17 protein-coding genes are annotated in these 16,195 nt (G+C 64.5%); 9 read left to right on the top strand and 8 right to left on the bottom strand.

Translation table 11 applies throughout. The annotated features are described in order from the left end of the window. Positions 1-16 precede the first annotated feature (16 nt). Positions 17-718 carry a YggS family pyridoxal phosphate-dependent enzyme gene (locus JAB1_RS01200; protein ID WP_070278361.1) on the top strand — a complete coding sequence of 234 codons (702 nt, stop codon included), beginning with the start codon at positions 17-19 and terminating at the stop codon, positions 716-718. Between the two features lie 22 nt (positions 719-740). Then, positions 741-1,571: a pyrroline-5-carboxylate reductase gene (gene proC / locus JAB1_RS01195; protein ID WP_070278212.1), complete on the top strand. Its 831-nt coding sequence runs from the start codon at positions 741-743 to the stop codon at positions 1,569-1,571. Here the strand turns inward: proC and JAB1_RS01190 are convergent, their stop codons facing one another. The 8 genes from JAB1_RS01190 to JAB1_RS01155 form a co-directional block, all read right to left on the bottom strand. Continuing rightward, the gene (locus tag JAB1_RS01190) at positions 1,572-2,288 is read right to left on the bottom strand and encodes an anti-sigma factor (RefSeq protein ID WP_070278210.1); all 717 of its coding nucleotides are present in this window, start codon (positions 2,286-2,288) and stop codon (positions 1,572-1,574) included. Next, positions 2,285-2,842 (bottom strand): sigma-70 family RNA polymerase sigma factor, encoded by a 558-nt coding sequence (locus JAB1_RS01185; RefSeq protein WP_034785367.1) that lies wholly within the window; start codon positions 2,840-2,842, stop codon positions 2,285-2,287. Before JAB1_RS01185 ends, JAB1_RS01190 begins: the two co-directional genes overlap by 4 nt. A gap of 92 nt (positions 2,843-2,934) precedes the next feature. Next, positions 2,935-3,492: a DUF3455 domain-containing protein gene (locus JAB1_RS01180; protein ID WP_070278208.1), complete on the bottom strand. Its 558-nt coding sequence runs from the start codon at positions 3,490-3,492 to the stop codon at positions 2,935-2,937. A gap of 90 nt (positions 3,493-3,582) precedes the next feature. Beyond that, positions 3,583-3,930, bottom strand: coding sequence for a hypothetical protein (locus JAB1_RS01175; RefSeq protein WP_034784854.1), 348 nt, complete (start codon positions 3,928-3,930; stop codon positions 3,583-3,585). After that, a complete protein-coding gene (locus JAB1_RS01170; RefSeq protein WP_034784855.1) occupies positions 3,927-4,313 on the bottom strand; it encodes a phage holin family protein in 387 nt (128 codons plus the stop codon). The genes JAB1_RS01175 and JAB1_RS01170 overlap by 4 nt, the downstream gene beginning before the upstream one ends. 56 nt (positions 4,314-4,369) lie before the next feature. Next, positions 4,370-4,726 carry a DUF883 family protein gene (locus tag JAB1_RS01165; protein ID WP_034784857.1) on the bottom strand — a complete coding sequence of 119 codons (357 nt, stop codon included), beginning with the start codon at positions 4,724-4,726 and terminating at the stop codon, positions 4,370-4,372. A 108-nt stretch (positions 4,727-4,834) separates the two neighbouring features. Further along, a complete protein-coding gene (gene ubiA / locus JAB1_RS01160) occupies positions 4,835-5,689 on the bottom strand; it encodes a 4-hydroxybenzoate octaprenyltransferase (RefSeq protein ID WP_034784859.1) in 855 nt (284 codons plus the stop codon). A gap of 77 nt (positions 5,690-5,766) precedes the next feature. Next, the gene (locus tag JAB1_RS01155; protein WP_034784860.1) at positions 5,767-6,705 is read right to left on the bottom strand and encodes a hydrogen peroxide-inducible genes activator; all 939 of its coding nucleotides are present in this window, start codon (positions 6,703-6,705) and stop codon (positions 5,767-5,769) included. Positions 6,706-6,839: 134 nt separating this feature from the next. Between JAB1_RS01155 and JAB1_RS01150 the strand changes: the two genes are divergently transcribed. The 7 genes from JAB1_RS01150 to JAB1_RS01120 all read left to right on the top strand — a co-directional run bounded on the left by JAB1_RS01150 (position 6,840) and on the right by JAB1_RS01120 (position 16,184). Next, on the top strand, positions 6,840-7,079 hold the full coding sequence (locus JAB1_RS01150) for a DUF3717 domain-containing protein (protein ID WP_034785368.1): 240 nt from the start codon (positions 6,840-6,842) through the stop codon (positions 7,077-7,079). Between the two features lie 44 nt (positions 7,080-7,123). Continuing rightward, entirely contained in the window at positions 7,124-7,606 is a 483-nt protein-coding gene (gene rfaE2, locus JAB1_RS01145; protein WP_070278206.1) for a D-glycero-beta-D-manno-heptose 1-phosphate adenylyltransferase, read from the top strand. Between the two features lie 126 nt (positions 7,607-7,732). Then, positions 7,733-9,217 (top strand): hypothetical protein, encoded by a 1,485-nt coding sequence (locus JAB1_RS01140; RefSeq protein WP_139144405.1) that lies wholly within the window; start codon positions 7,733-7,735, stop codon positions 9,215-9,217. Continuing rightward, complete coding sequence (locus JAB1_RS01135) at positions 9,214-10,695, top strand: hypothetical protein (protein WP_070278202.1); 1,482 nt, start codon at positions 9,214-9,216, stop codon at positions 10,693-10,695. Before JAB1_RS01140 ends, JAB1_RS01135 begins: the two co-directional genes overlap by 4 nt. Positions 10,696-10,739: 44 nt before the next feature. Further along, on the top strand, positions 10,740-11,192 hold the full coding sequence (locus JAB1_RS01130) for a hypothetical protein (RefSeq protein WP_070278200.1): 453 nt from the start codon (positions 10,740-10,742) through the stop codon (positions 11,190-11,192). Positions 11,193-11,228: 36 nt separating this feature from the next. Then, entirely contained in the window at positions 11,229-14,924 is a 3,696-nt protein-coding gene (locus JAB1_RS01125) for a tubulin-like doman-containing protein (protein WP_052140367.1), read from the top strand. 33 nt (positions 14,925-14,957) lie between these two features. Further along, positions 14,958-16,184, top strand: coding sequence for a hypothetical protein (locus JAB1_RS01120; RefSeq protein WP_139144404.1), 1,227 nt, complete (start codon positions 14,958-14,960; stop codon positions 16,182-16,184). Positions 16,185-16,195 lie beyond the last annotated feature (11 nt).

Raw genomic sequence — 16,195 nt, 5'->3', positions numbered from 1 at the left:
ACACTAGAAAATGATTATGTCCACAATCGAACAGAACTTGCAAGCCGTGCGCGACAGTATTGCGCAGGCCGCCGCTGACGCGCAGCGCGCGCCGGCCGACGTGACCCTGCTGGCCGTCTCGAAGACCTTCGGCGCGGATGCCGTGCTGGCAGCCATGCGCGCGGGCCAGGCGGCGTTTGGCGAAAACTATCTGCAGGAAGCGCTCGACAAGATTGCCTTTGTGAAGGAAGCCGCACCGCAGCAAGCACCGGCCTGGCATTTCATCGGCCCCATCCAGAGCAACAAGACGCGCCCCATCGCCGAGCATTTCGACTGGGTGCACACGGTGGAACGGGAAAAGATCGCCGCGCGCCTGTCCGAACAGCGCCCGGCAGGCTTGCCGGACCTGAATATCTGCCTGCAAGTCAATATCAGCGGCGAGGCTAGCAAGAGCGGCGTGACGCCGGCCGAATTGCCGGCGCTGGCGCGCGCCGTGGCGCAGCTGCCGCGCTTGCGTTTGCGCGGCCTGATGGCCATCCCCGAGCCGGAAACGGAGCTCCAGCTTCAGCGCGCTGCCTTTGCGCAATTGCGCGCGCTGTACGAACAATTGAATGCCGAAGGGCTGGCGCTCGATACCCTGTCGATGGGCATGTCGGCCGACTTGCGCGCCGCCGTGCTCGAGGGCGCCACCATCGTGCGCGTGGGCAGCGCCATCTTCGGCTCCCGCAACTATTCCTAACTGATTGACAGAAAGCATAACCATGACGACAGAATTGAATATCGCCTTTGTAGGCGGCGGCAACATGGCGGCGGCGCTGATTGCGGGCCTGGCGGGCAAATTGACCCTGGGCGGCAATATCCACGTGATCGACCCGCACCCGCCGGCGCTGGAAAAACTGCAGGCGCAATTCGGCGTCACGACGGCGGCTTCCGCCGGCGAGGCATTGCGCGGCGTGGACGTGATCGTGCTGGCCGTGAAACCGCAAAGCATGCGCGAAGTGGCGGCCCAGTTGCTGCCTTTCCTCGACGGGGATAGGGCGCCATTGATCCTGTCGATCGCGGCCGGCATCCGCGCGGCCGACCTGTCGCGCTGGCTCGGCGACTACCCCGCCATCGTGCGCTGCATGCCGAATACGCCGGCCCTGATCGGCATGGGCATCACGGGCATGGTGGCCAGCAGCGGCGTGAGCGAGGAACAGAAGAAGATGGCGGACGCCATTCTGCGCGCCGTCGGCCAGACCGTCTGGCTCGATGACGAAGCCAAGATCGACCCCGTCACGGCCGTGTCGGGCAGCGGTCCCGCCTATGTGTTTTACTTTATCGAGGCGATGCAGCAGGCTGCCGCCGAACTGGGCTTGACGCCCGAGCAGGGCACCCAGCTGGCGATTGCCACCTTTACGGGCGCCGCGCAGCTGGCGGCCAATTCCAGCGAGCCCGTGTCCTTGCTGCGCGAGCGCGTCACGTCGAAAGGCGGCACGACGTATGCGGCGCTCACCAGCATGGAAGAGAGCGGCGTGAAAGCGGCCATCGTCAAGGGCATCAAGGCGGCCGCGCAACGGGGGCGCGAGATGGGTGACGAGCTGTCGAAGTAATTAGATCACCTTGACGGCGCGGCCTATATATAAAATCGGTCCTGTCGGCCGTCCCGTTGGCGAGCCCGCTTCCGGCTCCAGGGTGATTTCAAACAGTTGATCGGCTTGCAGCGGCGGCAGCTTATCCAGGGTCAACTTGAGGCTTTGCCCCGGCTTGACGAGGCCCAGCGAGACAGGCGCGCCCCAATCCTTGCCCTTGGTCCAGAATTGCAGGGCTTTTTGCTGCGGCACGTTTGTCGGGCCCAGCGGGATCAGGCTCAGGTCGCGGTTCTTGCCGCCGCGTCCGCCCGCCTGCACGATCCAGCCCGGCGATTTATCCTGCGGCGCCACCAGCACCACCAGATAACCGGGTCCGCCCGGCGCTTGCAGTTGCACGCTGACCAGCACGGCCAGCACAGCTGTCGCCACCAGGCCGCCGCCGGCCAGCAGTCTCCAGAAGGCCAGGCTGTTCCACCACGCTTGCCAGCCGCCCGCCTGCCGTACGGCTTTCGGCGTGAACAGGCTGGCGCTGATGCGCGGCCACAGTTGCGCCGAGGGCGTTTCGGGCGGCGCCAGGGTGGTCAATGGCAGCAAGCGCTGTTCCCAGGCATCGACGGCGTCGCGCAAGGCGGCATCTCGCGGCAAGCGCTGTTCCACTTCCGCGCGTTCGGCCAGTTCCAGGGTGCCCAGCACATATTCGCTGGCCAGCCTGTGCAATTCCTCGTCGCTGTTGATCATCCCATGCACTCCCGCAAGGCGGCCAGGCCCCGCTTGACCCAGGCTTTGACGGTCCCCAGCGGCGCTTGCAGGCGCTGCGCGATTTCGCTGTGGGAACAGCCATCGACGTAGGCGTACAGGATGCTATTGCGTTTGGCTTCATCCAGGTGGCCGAGGCAATCGTGCAGCTTGCCCAGATCCGCCTGGTCGGCATAGGCCTCGCCCGCGTCGTGGCCTTGGCGTTGGTGCAGCAGGGTTTCCACGGTATCCTCGTCGGCTGACAGTTCATGGGCACGGGCGCGCGCCATGTCCAGCGCCTGGTGCCGCACCACCACATAGATCCAGCCCTTGCCGCTGCCGCGCGTGGCGTCGAAACTGCCGGCGCGGCGCCAGATATTCAGGAAGGCGTCGTGCAGCACGTCTTCGGCCAGGGACCGCTGGCGCACGATGCGCAGGGCCACGCCCAGAAGGTAGCGGCTTTCCTGCTGGTACAAACCGTGCAATGCCTGCTGCTCGCCCCGGGCGCAGGCGCGCAGGGCGGCATCGTAATCGTAAGGGGCGGCTAGCGTTGGCAAGGTTGGCGCAATCGTCAAGAGTAAACGGTTAGCAAGTTTTCAAGGCCGAGTATAGGCCAGAAACCCGCTTGCCAACCGTCGCTTTCACTGATTTATGCGGCCTTCCAGAAAATGTAGTCGGCTTGATAGGGCACCCATTGTTTGGTGCCGATGCTTTCCATGCCGCAGGGGCTGCTTGGCGCCACGCCACCGCTGGTGGCCACGCGCTGGATGTAGCTGACGCCCTGCATGGCGCCGCTGCCCGTGGCCGGGTTGGCTTTCACCAGCTGATACGGGATGTTGCCGGCGCCGGCCGGCGCCACGGCCACTTGCGTTGCCGTCACTTTCGAGCCGTCCAGGTTGGCCCAGGTGGCGGGTGGACCGACATACGTGCCAACCTGCATCCCGCTGCGGTCGTTCAGAGCCGCGTCCGGGCCCACGAAGACCCATTCATGGCCCGTCATGTCTTTTTTGGCCTTGCATTCGTAGGCGATCTTGCCCACGCCCACCGTTTGCATGGCTACCTGGTGGCCAACGGGCACCTTGACGGCATTCGGTAATTGTTCCTGCGAATAGCGGGCACTCATGGGGGCACAGGCGGCCACGAGCAGGGCGGCGCACAGCACGGTGAGCGAAGGGGCGGTATGGCGTGGGGCGATGGTGGCAAGCATGGCGAACTCCTGGTAGTTGGCTCAACCGGCTGGTTGATACCATTACTACGCATGGGCTGGCCATTTGGATGCAGCCAGGAAAAAAATAGTTTACGGCGGCGTTTCTTTCTTGCTGAACCGCCGCGCCAGGGCCAACACGACGGGCATGGCGGTGGTGGCGTGCTTGAGCAGCGCGCCGCTGGCCCGCAGCAGCGGCAGGAAACGGCGCGGGCGCACGAGCAGCAAACCCAGCACGGCGCCCCCTATCATCAGGGGAATTTTAAAGCGCGTGGCCAGGGTGTGGCGCAGATTGCCGCCCGTTAAAGGCTCCAGCAATTGGCGCGTCTGCACGCCCAGGGCCAGGCGCTGCAGCGCACATTCGGCCAGCAGCGCGTCGCGCCGCTGCGCCAGGCTGGCGGCCGTGTGCACATGCGATAACTTGGTGGGATGCGTGGTCATGGCCGCTCCGATCCCCGGCGCGCCAGCAGTTGCAGCTCGTCCAGGTCTTTGTTCAGTTCGGAAAGTGTGAAGGACAGCAGTTTCGGCTTGCTGCGGAAACTGGCGCGCACGCCCAGCAGGGTGGCGATGGCGGCGCCGATGAAGACGGCGGCCGTGATGGCGATGGCGGCGATGCGGTGCGTATCCCAGAACAGCACGATGACGAGGAACACGATCAAGACCAGGCCGACAAACAGGCACAGCAGTGCCAGCATGGCCAGCGCCAGATAGGACAGGAAGCGCAGCGACTCTTCTTCCATTTCCACGGCCGCCAGGGCCAGACGGGTCTGGACGATGGCGGCGAGGGTCGCTGCGACTTGGGCGACATGGTGCAAGATAGCCATATGCTGCCTTTCGCGTCAGGAGACGGCCTGCGCCGTCGGTACTGCGTCGTTACTATCTAGCGGCGTGACGAGGAAAGCAGCAGGCCGAACAGCACGCCGATGACGGCGCCCGCGCCCACGGCTTTCCATGGATTGTCCTGCACGTATTCATCGGTGGCCTTGGCCGCCTGCTTGGTACGTTCGAGCAAATCTTCTTCCAGCTTGATCAAGTCTTTCTTGGCCGTTTCCAGGGTGGCGATGAACTTGTCCTTGACGGCTTTGACATTCTCGCCCGTCTGATCCTTGGCGCCATCGAGCCAGCCTTCCGCTTCATTGATGACGGTTTTCAGGTCGCCGACCAGTTTGTCGCGGGCCTTGTCGGCGTCGGCGAGGATGCTGTCGCTGCTGGATTTTCCGGTATGTATCGAGCTCATGTATTACCTCATGGAAGTGAAACTGCACAGTGAAATACCAGTGTAGGCAGCTGCGGCCAGGCCTGTCTTGCGCCGCCTCAAGGGCTGCCGCGGCGCAAGGGTTTTTGCTTAGCGGAAAGCAAAGTCCAGTACCACGCCCGCAAACACCGCCGCTCCTAGCCAGTTATTATGCCGGAATGCCGCAAAACACGGCATACGCTCGCGTGCGCGTATCAGGGTGTAGTGGTAAACGGCGCAGCCGGCCGCCACCAGCAAGCCCGCCACGAACCAGTAACGCAAGCCCAGGTACCAGCCGCATGCCAGCCACAGCAGCAGGAAAACGGCATAGCAGGCCATGACGATGGCCACGTCGTAGCGGCCAAAGGTGATGGCCGAGGTCTTGATGCCGATCTTCAGATCGTCGTCGCGGTCGACCATCGCGTATTCCGTATCGTAGGCCACGGCCCAGAAGACATTGCCCAGCAGCAGCAGCCAGGCGACGGCGGGCACGGCATCCGTGATGGCGGCAAAGCCCATGGGGATGCCGAAGCCGAAGGCGATGCCCAGATACGCTTGCGGGATGGCAAAGAAACGCTTGAAATAGGGATAGGTGCCGGCGATGATGACGGCGGCCACCGACAACTGCTTGGTCAGCGCGTTGAGGGGCAGGATCAGGCAAAAGGCCAGCACGGTGAGCACGCCAGCCACGGCCAGCGCTTCCTTGCCGCTGATGCGTCCGCTGGTGATGGGACGCTCGGCCGTGCGCTTGACGAATTTGTCGATATCCTGGTCCGCGTAGTCATTGATGGCGCAGCCTGCCGAGCGCATCAGGAAAGTGCCAAGAGTAAAGATCAGCAGCAGCCGCCAGTCCGGCACGCCCTGCTGCGCCAGCCACAGCGCACACAGGGTAGGCCACAGCAGCAATACGGTACCGATAGGCTTGTCCAGCCGTATCAGGCGGAAATACAGCGCCAGCTTGTTCATGGAAGACTCGATCTTGTTGAAGAGAAAGGTCGATTATCGCAAATAGTATGTAAATGTACTATTTTGCGCCTGGGGCGCTAGTCTTCGTCCTCGCAGAGCGGCGTAATGCCCGGCAAGTTGCAGCTGGCGATGGCCGCGCACAGGGCGTCGATGGCGGCCTTGCGCGTAAAGCTCTTGCGCCACAGCATCACCACGCGGCGCGATGGCACGGGGGCGGCGAAGGGCCGGTATTCGAGCATGCCGTCGGTGGCGTGCATATTGGCAACGGAGGCGCGCGGTAAGACCGTCAGGCCGATGCCGCTGGCCACCATGTGGCGGATGGTTTCCAGCGAGGAACCCTCAAAGGTGCGCTGCATGCCGTTGCCGGGCGAGGAAAAACGCGCCATTTCGGGGCACACTTCCAGCACCTGGTCGCGGAAACAGTGGCCATTGCCCAGCAGCAGCATGGTTTCCGATTTCAAGTCTTGCGCGGCGATTTTGTCGCGCGCCGTCCACGGATGCTGGCGCGGCATGGCGACGACGAACGGTTCGTCATACAGTTCCTGCATGGCCATGCCGTGGTCGGGCAGGGGCAGGGCCATGATGGCCACGTCCAGTTCGCCCTGGCGCAGCAATTCGAGCAGGCGAACCGTGAAGTTTTCCTGCAAGATCAAGGGCATCTGCGGTACCTGGTCTATCATGGCCTTGACCAGCGGCGGCAGCAGGTAGGGGCCGATCGTGTAGATCACGCCCAGGCGCAGGGGGCCGGCCAGCGGGTCCTTGTTTTGCTTGGCGAGTTCCTTGATGGCGGCCGTCTGTTCCAGCACGCGCTCGGCTTGCGCAATGATCTGCGCGCCCAGTGGCGTGACGGAGATTTCCGCGCCGCCCCGTTCGAACAGGACCACGCCCAATTCGTCTTCGAGTTTCTTGATGGCCACTGACAGGGTGGGCTGGGCAACGAAGCAAGCTTCGGCGGCATGGCCGAAGTGCTTCGCTCGCGCGACTGCAACGATATATTTCAGTTCAGTCAGTGTCATAGGTTGATTGAAACACAGGAAGTGCTTACTTGCAATGAATGAAAGGTGGCGCAAACGTGAAACTGTGGCGCCGATGGCGTATTGTAGCGGATCGCCCCCTATAATGCGGGACCGGGCAGCGAAGGGAGATGGCGATGGAATTGCACCTGCAGGCGCTGGAAGCGGCAATCAATTACTGGCGTGCCAGGCAACCGGCGCGCGGCAATGAATATGCGCTGTCGCCGTCCGTCAGCCGCCTGGCCGGCGTGTATGCGCTGATGATTTACTACCGGCAAGATCGCATCGCCGAAGAAGGGCTGGACCCGGCAGTCGTGGCCTTGATCGATGCCTGGCGCCGGGATGCCGGCGGCATCCAAGGCGATAGTCACGCCTGAGCGTGACCGTATCGTCACCCTATTTAACCCAACAAGAGATATCCATGCCTGATTTTGAAAACAAACTGTGCGGCCGTGACGAACTGCGCGCCCGCGCCGCGGCCCTGCCGAAACCGGTGGTGGTGACGAACGGCGTGTTCGACATTTTGCACCGTGGCCACGTAACGTATCTGGCGCAGGCGCGCGCGCTGGGCGCCTCGCTGATCGTTGCCGTGAATACCGATGCTTCAGTGAAACGCCTGGGCAAGGGCGATGACCGCCCCCTGAACAGCTGCGAAGACCGCATGGCCGTGCTGGCTGCCCTGGAAGCGGTGAGCCTGGTCGTGCCGTTCTCGGAAGACAGCGCCCTGGAAGTGGTGCAGGAGGTCGAACCGGAAATCTATGCCAAGGGCGGCGACTACGACATGGCGGCCATTCCGGAAGGCAAGGCCGTGCTGGCGTATGGCGGCCAGGCCGTGGCCATCGATTTCGAGCACGACCGTTCGACCACCAAGCTGTTGACGAAAGTGCGGACGCAGCAGGGCTGAGGAAGCTCGTCAATGTTTCCATACAGATAAAAAGACGTTACTATGAGAACTGCCAGGGCTGCGACCTCGTTTCGTCAGCCCCAGCACGTTCCACCGTCTGAATGCATTGCTTGTCATAGAAAATAAATGGATCATAAAACTTCTGGGGATTGGCCACTGCCCTCCGGCGCCTGGCACGTGGATGACGATGGCGCGTGGAGCATGCAGCGCAGCGCGGACGGCCAGAACGTCTCGCCCTTGGTGAGCCATGCCGATATCGGCAAGCTGATGCATGCGCGGCGCTTGCCCGCAGCCGCCGGTGCGCCCGTGCGCCAGTTTCCGCCTGAATTTGCGTTCGACCCCGCCTCGGGCGCGGCCTTGCAAGTGCCGCCCGACACGGCCGCCACGCCGCCCTGGGTGCCGCCCTACGGCGCATATCCCGTCAGCGACGTGCCGCCAGCGGGCCCGGCCGGCTTGCGCCAGGCCAGCGTGCCCCTGAAACTGGCCGACCAGCGCGCCCGCGAAGAGCATGCGCAGGCCGATGCCTCGCTGCCCATGCCGCCGCCCGGCGAATACGAATTCTTTTCCGCGCAGTTCGGCACCAGCGCGCCTGCGCTGCTGGCGCTCGACCCGCGCAAGGCCGTCTTGCACGCCTGGCTGCCCGCCTCGAAACGCTGGCTGGCGCTGGACCCCGACTATGGCAGCTTGCTGGCCGAATCGGACCTGGCCCACGGCGCCTGGCGCGCCGAGCTGGTACCTGAGTTCAACAGCGTGCTGGTCTTGCCGACCAGCCATGGCCTCGCCTGCATCCGTCCCGACGTGCCTTCGCTGACCTATGTGGTCGAGCACGTGGGCGACGCGCCTTGCGCGGCCGCGCCCGTCTGGTTCCAGAACCGTTTGTGGGCGCCGCTGCGCGACGACGATGGCCGCATCCGCTTCGTCAACCTTGACGCGCAACAAAAGCCGGGCAGCGACGTGCTGCTCGACGGCGTGGTTGAGCTGGGTACCGTCAGCGCGCCCGTGGCCTACAACCGCATGGCCGTGTGGCCCTGCGCCAATGGCCAGTTGCGCCTGCAATTGCAGCCGGACGGCAACGTGGCCGCTTCGTTTACGCCTTGGCCCGAAGGGCTGGTGCCGCATTTCGAATTCGGCAGCCCGTACGTGTCGCGCGACGGCGGCCTGTGGCAGCTGTGCTTCGAGCGTGGCCGCGGCACCTATGTCTACGTGAAACTGGGCGCGCAGTCCGAACGGGCCGATGCGCTGGCGCCGCGGCTGTGTTCGGGCAGCTTCAATTACCGCTTCGCCACCAAGCTGAAAACAGCGCCGTGGGAAGAGCCGGAACATGGCGACGATGGCGGCAAGAACCAGGCTGTCATGCCCTTGCTGGAATCGGGTGCCGGCAGCAGCGTCTTTGGCGTGAAGTTTGCCACCAGCGCCGGCCTGTCGAGCGTGCTGCGTTCGAACGAGCGCCTGGCGGCCCAGCTGGTACAGGACGACGAGTTGCGCGAAACCGTGTTTCATACCTTTGCCGTCAGCGAGCCGTGGCGCGTGCGCCTGTTTGTCCATGAAGGCACCTTGTGGGCGTATCACCCGCTGCTGTCGCGCATCGATGGCTGGGCCTTGCAGGCATGAAAGCACGCGTCCTGATCGCGGCCGGCGCCGCCTTCCTCTCCTTCGCCTTCGCCACCGCCAGCGTGCAGGCGGCCGGCATCCAGCAAGCGTTTCTCGTGCAAAACTCGGGCTGGATGGAGCCGTTTTACACGGATGAGCATTCGCAACTGAAAGCCCTGGTGGGCGCCGTGGCGCAGGCCGCGACGAGCCCGTCCGACAAGGTCTACACGCTGGCCTTCAGCCAGAGCAGCGGCGCGCACGTGTCGCCGTCGCTGCTGGGGCAAGGGCAGGGCGGCGCCGGCGTGGCGGGACAGCTGGCCAATCTCGGCCTGGCGCGCAAGAGCGCCGGCGGCGCGCTGGCCGACACGGATTTCCAGGAAGCCGTGACAAAAACCATCACGGGGCCGTTCCAGTCCGCGTCCGGCATCGTGTGGATCTTTACGAATAACAAGAACAGCCCGAACAACGACAGCCAGACGGCCGAGCGCAACCGCGACTTTTACCGCTTGCTGCATCTGGAGCCGTCGATCACCAAGACGGTGGTGTTTCCACTGCGCATGCCCGTGCAGGGCAAGCTGTACAGCGCCAGGGGCTTGATGGTGTATGCGCTGGCGTATGGCCAGCCGGCGTCCGAGGCGTTGACCCGCATCCTGGCCGAAGGGCGGCTGTCGCAAGTGCTGACGCGCCCGCCCGCGCGCCTGAAACCGGTGGACCAGGATGCCGTGCGCATCGTGCCCCAGTCCGTCAAGAACAGCGCCAACGTACACGCCAGCCTGGGCCGCGACGGGCGCACCATCGTGCTCGACGTCGATGCGGCGAACCTGGTGCCGCAAGTGGTGCTGCAGGCGTCCTTGCAAAACATGTTTTTCCCGTACGTGATCGACAGCGCCAGGGTGCACGCCAGCCTGGCCGGGCAGAACGCGCCCTTGCACGTTGCGCCAGATCAAATCCGCCAGTTGCAGCCGGGCGCCAGCCAGTCCGTGCTGGTACAGTTCGCGCTGCCGATGGCGCAAATTCCGTCGCCGTGGTCGGCGCAGGCGATCGCCGCCATGGGCAAGCAGGTGATGCTGCCCATGCAGGCGCAGGTGGGCCTGTCGGAACAGCGGCTGGCGCTGGCGTCCAGCTTTGGCAAGGATTTGCAGGAATTGTTCCCTGGCGACCCGATATCCAGCATGTTTACGCCGCCCGACAGCGTGCGCGCGTCGCAGGCAACGATACCGTTGCTGGTGCGCATACAGTATCCGCTGCTGCCCGTGCTGGTGATACTGGGCGGCGTGCTGGCGCTCGTGCTGGGCTTGCTGGCGCTGGGCCTGGTCGGCACGCGCGCCACGCGCTACAAGGTGCTGGCCGACGGCGTGCAGCGGCAAGTGTTATTAAAACCGTTCAAGAGCGTGCAGATCCGCGATGATGACGGCCGCGACATTGGCGAACTCAAACGGGGCCTCGGCAAGCCAGCCGTCGTGCGCGTGGCCGAAGGCCATACCTTGACCCTGGCCTGAACACAGATTCCTTAAAAATTCCTTCCATTTAACAGAGGCATACCATGGCGCAAGACACTCCAAAAGACAACGCAGGTTTTACCTTGCCGGCCCCGGTAACGGCCCCGGCATCCGCACCGCCGGCCATGGACGCACCCGCGGCCAGCGCAGCCACCGCCACGGCCACCACGGAACCGGCGCCCGCGTTCGATGCGGCCGGGACGACCGATACCTCGTCGCGCGACACCCTGGTCGGCGGCGTGGTGCTGTTGCTGCTGTTTATCGCCTTTTTCTTTGCCAAGAATGCCTACGCGAATGGCCTGGTGGCCAAGCGCGTGCCGCCGAACAAGGCCAATGCCTCGGGCTGGTGGCTGTTCATCTTCCTGGCCAGCCTGGCGACCGGTGTCGTGCTGGCCGCCGTGAACGCGCATAAATTCCTTGCGCCACTGTTCATGGGACCGCTGGTGCTGGTGGGCCTGGTTGCCCTGTTGCTGACATTTACCTCCAGCCGCCGCTAAGAACACGCCGTTGCACGCATCATCGAAGGAATCACCATGGCAGAGAACCTGAACCAAACCATCACCGGCGGCGCCAGCGAGCGCAAGCAGGACAAGATCATCGAACTGCGCCCGACCCTGTTCATCGGCATCGGCGGCACGGGCATGCAGGTGCTGATGCGCGTGCGCCGGCGCATCCTCAACACCTTGTGGGGCGGCGCGGGCAACCGCACGCGCATCGAGGGGCTGGCCGACTTTCCCATTGCGCAATTCATCCATTTCGACCTCGACAATGGCGCCGTGATCGAAAGCGGCGAGTCGCAGGCGAAGGACTTGCAGTTCGACCAGGTGAAGTTCACGGACGACGACAAGGTGGTCGAATCGTTCGACATGGACAAGTACAGCCGCGATGAAGATTCCCTGGAGAAGTATCCGCACATTAAGGAATGGCTGCCGCTGACGCCGCAGCGTATCCGCGAACTGCGTTTCGACATGAGCAGCGGCGCGGGCCAGATCCGCGCCGTCTCGCGCCTGTATTTCTTCGACAAGTATGCCAAGATCCGCGACAAGATCCGTTTGAAACTGAAAGCCCTGAAGGCGGGCCTGTCGCACGAGCGCCAGCTGGCCGAACTGGGTTTGCGCATGGAAACGAACCGTTTCCGCATCGTCATCGTCGGTTCCGTGGCGGGCGGCACGGGTTCCGGTTCCTTCCTCGACATGGGCTTGCTGGCGCGCTGGCTGGCGCGCAGCGAAGTGGGCGCGGCCGACGTCGAGCTGATGCTGTTCTTGCCGACCGGCTACACCAAGGCCAACAAGGACCGGGTCGAAGCCAACGGCTACGCGGCGCTGATGGAACTGGAATCGGCCATGATGGGCAACAAGGGCTATGTGGGCCGCTGGGATGCCTATGACCGCCCGGAACTGACGCGCGAGCCGTACAGCGAGGTTTACCTGATCGATTCGGGCAACCTTGCCCAGCAGCACACCAAGGATGTCAGCGACGTCTACCATATGGTGGCCGATTCGCTGTTCGAGGATTTCGCCTCGGCCGACTTCGCGCGCGCCAAGCGTTCGATCGCCGTCAACCAGGCGCAGCACAAGAACTCGCTGTACAACGCGCCCGTGCCGCAAGACCGCTTCGGCGACATGCGCCTGTATTTCTCGAAGCGCTTTTCCTCGTTCGGCATGGCCGTGCTCGATACGCGCCAGGAAGCGGCGCGCGATGAGCGGGCCCACCGCTGGGCCGGCGCCATGCTGCAAGCGTTCTTTGGCGTGGGCGGTACGGATGCGGGCGCCAACCGCGCCACGGATACGCAGCGCGACAATTTCCTCTCCGCCAATATGTTCCTGAAGGGCACGCCCTTCAGCGACTTCCCCGAGTTTTCCGACAAGAGCATCGAACTGAAGCGCTCCAGCGGCGACTTCATCGATTTCCGCGTCGTCGACGAATTGCTGGAAGACCGCCATGGCCACTTGCTGGCCGGCGTGGAAAACCGCGTCAATACGCGCATCAACGATATCCGCACGGGCTTTGACCGCAGCGAATGGCCGGCGCAGGTGCGCGACGCCATGAAGCACCTGGAACGCGACGCCGTGCGCGACCAGGATTCCACGGCCGACACGACGGAAGACCGCATCAGCAAGCGGCGCCGCGAAGTGCTGGAAGACGTCAAGAAAGTCGTGCGCGACCAGCTGTATGGCTACCTGGACAACAAGGAATTCGGCGGCCTCGAATACGTGCTGTCGCTGGTGGAACAGATCAAGGACCGCATCGAGGCGCCGGGCAGCGGCTTGACGGCGCAGATCGGCAACAATGCCGAGCGTTACCGTGAAATCAAGGAAGCCGTGCGCTCGCGCGAATACGAGCGCCTGCTGAACAACCTGGAGCAGACGCGCAGCACCTTCGGCTTCCTCAGCAATGGCGAAAAGCAGGCGGGCGTGGTGATGGACCATCTGCGCACGGAAATGGCGAATGCGCTGAAATTCCATCTGCGCGCCAAGGCGGCGGACGAGTCCGTGCTGCTGCTGGGCGAGCTGTCGCGCTGGCTGGGCAACCGTATCGGCGTCGACGCGCAAGGCCGCGCGCAGTGGAATGGCCTCGTGGGCGAGCTACAAACGGGCCGCGAAGGCGTGCTGGCCATGCTGGCGGAATTGAAGACGGCCAATACCATCCTGCAAAAGGACCTGGACAAGGAACACGCGACCCTGATCGTCATTCCCGTCACGGAAAAAGACATCGCGCTGCCATCGGCGGCCACCTTGCGCCAGTGGGCCGATGAAGCGTTCAAGGACATGGGCGGCTCGAAAGCGCTGTTTCCCATGCTGGGCGAACCGGCGCAGCGGGGCTTGATCCTGGCCAAGGTCACGCGCATGGCCGAGAACATGATCGCCACGGCTGGCCTGGCCGAAGGGGCGACGAGTACGCCCGACCCGCTGTTCGAAGCGCTGGAACAGATGGATGTGTCCGAACGCCTGGACCGTTTCCGCAAGCTGCTGGCCTGCTCCATGCCGTGGATCGACGCCAACATGGCGGGTGATTTCACGGTCGTGTCGGACCAGTTCAAGTGCGTGATCGGCGTGGCCAACGCGGCCGCCTTCAAGGCGAAGTTCGGCGCCGAGCTCGAATCGTGCGTGCCGACCCAGGTGGGCATCACGGTGAGCCAGCTGGAAATCGTCGAGACGGGCATCCGCGGGCGCGCCGTCTGCTATTGCGAACTGGCCGGCGTGCCGATGACGGTGCTGCGCGGCCTGGAAGGCTGGCGCACCAGTTACCGCAAGGAAGGCGACAACGACAAGGCGCCGACCCACACGCACATCGATCCGACGCAATTCACGCACCCGATCGCGCCGAACACGGACGAGATGAAGCGCCTGGCCGAAGACTTCGGCGAATTCCTGCAAGCGATCATGCTGGGCGTGCTGACACGCCACACGGGCCGGGTCGTGCCGCCGGGCCAGTACCAGTTTGCCGTCGAACCGGGCGATTTGCGCCGTATCGGCAATGAACGGGCCATCCGCCAGAACGGCATGCCTGCCTCGTACGAGAAAAATATCGCCCTGCGCATCGAAGAAAAATTGACGGCGCTTGATGCCGTGCAGACGGCGGCCATGGCCGCGCTGGCAAAATACTACGAGCGGGGCGTGTATGCGCCCAAGCTGGTGGCGCAAGCCGATGGCTCGCAGCTGCCGTACATCGGTTTTGGCAGCGCCATTTCCGCCGAAGTGGGCGCGCGCCTGCGCGAGTCGGCGCGCCGCAAGGGCATGGCCAGCGACGAGCTCGACCACACGGTGCAAGCCTTGCTGGGACGCCTGAAGGAGTGGGCGAACGTCATCGGCGACTCCGACAGCGATGCCTACGACTGGGAAGTGCGCGAGCCGGAAGCGGACGGCCAGCCCCGCCTGAAATATGCGATCAAGGCGGAAATGCTGGAAGCGGGGCGCCTCGAGCAATTGCTGCGCCCGGCAGGTGCGGCCGCTGCCCCGGCGGCAATCGCGTTCGGCATGCCACCACCGCTGGGCGGCATGCCGCCGCCGCTGGTGGAATACCAGTATTTCCTGGGTATAAACGGCCAGCAGCAGGGACCGTTCACGGCCCAGCAGATCGTGCAGTACGTGCAGGCAGGGCAAGTCGCACCAAGCACCACCAAGGTGTGGCGCGCCGGCTTGCCGGCCTGGGCCGACCTGGCCCAGTTCCCCGAACTGGCGCCTTTGTTCCTCGGCGCGCCGCCACCGTTGATGCCGCCGCCTCTGTGAACGCTGGAATGACGTTGGAATGAAGGATTAGTTTTGGATATCTGCAACAAATGCAAGACGGGCCTGTGGACCGTTGTCAGCCATTGCCCGTACTGTGGTCACGCGGTGGCTGGCGCTGTCCGGGCAGCTGCGGCCGTGCCGCCGCCGCTGCCTGTTCCCGCGCCGGTACCAGCGCCCCCGCCGGTAGCTCCCAAGCCGCCGCCCGTGCCTGTGGCGCCTGTGCCGACGCCGAAACCGCCGCCGGTGCCGGTGTCCGCGCCGGCTGCCGTGCCGCCGCCAGCGCCGCCGAAGCCGGCCCAGCCGAAAGCCGTGCCGAAGCCCGTGCCGGCAGCTCAACCTGCGTCAACCGAAGCACCGCCACCGCCACGCAAGTGGCTGCGCTGGCTGGGCGGTATTGCCGTGCTGGCAGCCGTCATCGTCTACATGAATGGCAAGCCGGGCGGAAAGAATGAGTCGGCCTGCAATGACGCCATCGACAGTGGCTTGCAACTGGTGGCGAATGGCAGCCTGGACGGCGCCCGCCAGAAGCTGGCGACGGCGAAGAATGTGTGTACGGGCAAGTCCAGCGCCAAGGCGGACGACTTGCAGGCGGCCATCGGCAAGGCTGGCGCCGCATCGGGCAGTTGCCAGCGCGGCGTGCGCGGTATCGAGCGCAACATTGATGGCCATCAGTTGCAAAGCGCGGCCAGGGGCATTGCCGCGCTCGACGCCGATTGCGCGGGCGCTGCCAGCGTGGATTCCCTGCGCAAACAGCTGGCGCGCCAGCAGGCGGCAGCCGCGTCCGTGCTGGTGGGAGTGCGCCAGGCGCTGGACGGCAAGGATGCGACGGCGGCAAGGAATGGCATCGCCAGGCTGGAAGCGATCGACCGCGAAGCGCTGGAATTGCCGCAGTTGAAGGCCGACGTGCAGGCGCTGTCGGCGGCCGCGGAGCCTGCCCCGGCGCCGGTGGAAACGGCACCGGCCCGCGCCGTGCCAGCGGAACCTGCGCCCGCGCGCGCGGTCGAACGTTCAGCGGTGGCCGAACGCCGTCCGCCGGAAACGTCGCCCGTCGATAGCGGCGCAGCCATGCGCAACGAGATGGCGCAATCGTTCTTGCGCGATGCCGAGCGTTCTTTGCTGGAAGGGAAGTTCGATGCGGCCAAGACGTATCTGGAAAGCGCGCGCCGCGTCGATCCGGGCAATGCGCGCATCGACAATCTGTCGCGCCGCATCCGCGAGCGCGAACGGCAAGTGCTGCAGACGGAAACAACGATCAATTAGCTATCTGGGGA

Source organism: Janthinobacterium sp. MP5059B, assembly GCF_001758645.1.
GTDB classification, from domain to species: domain Bacteria; phylum Pseudomonadota; class Gammaproteobacteria; order Burkholderiales; family Burkholderiaceae_D; genus Janthinobacterium; species Janthinobacterium lividum.
Note: the sequence above shows the minus strand (reverse complement) of the source record. Positions and strands in the feature narration are given on the sequence as shown.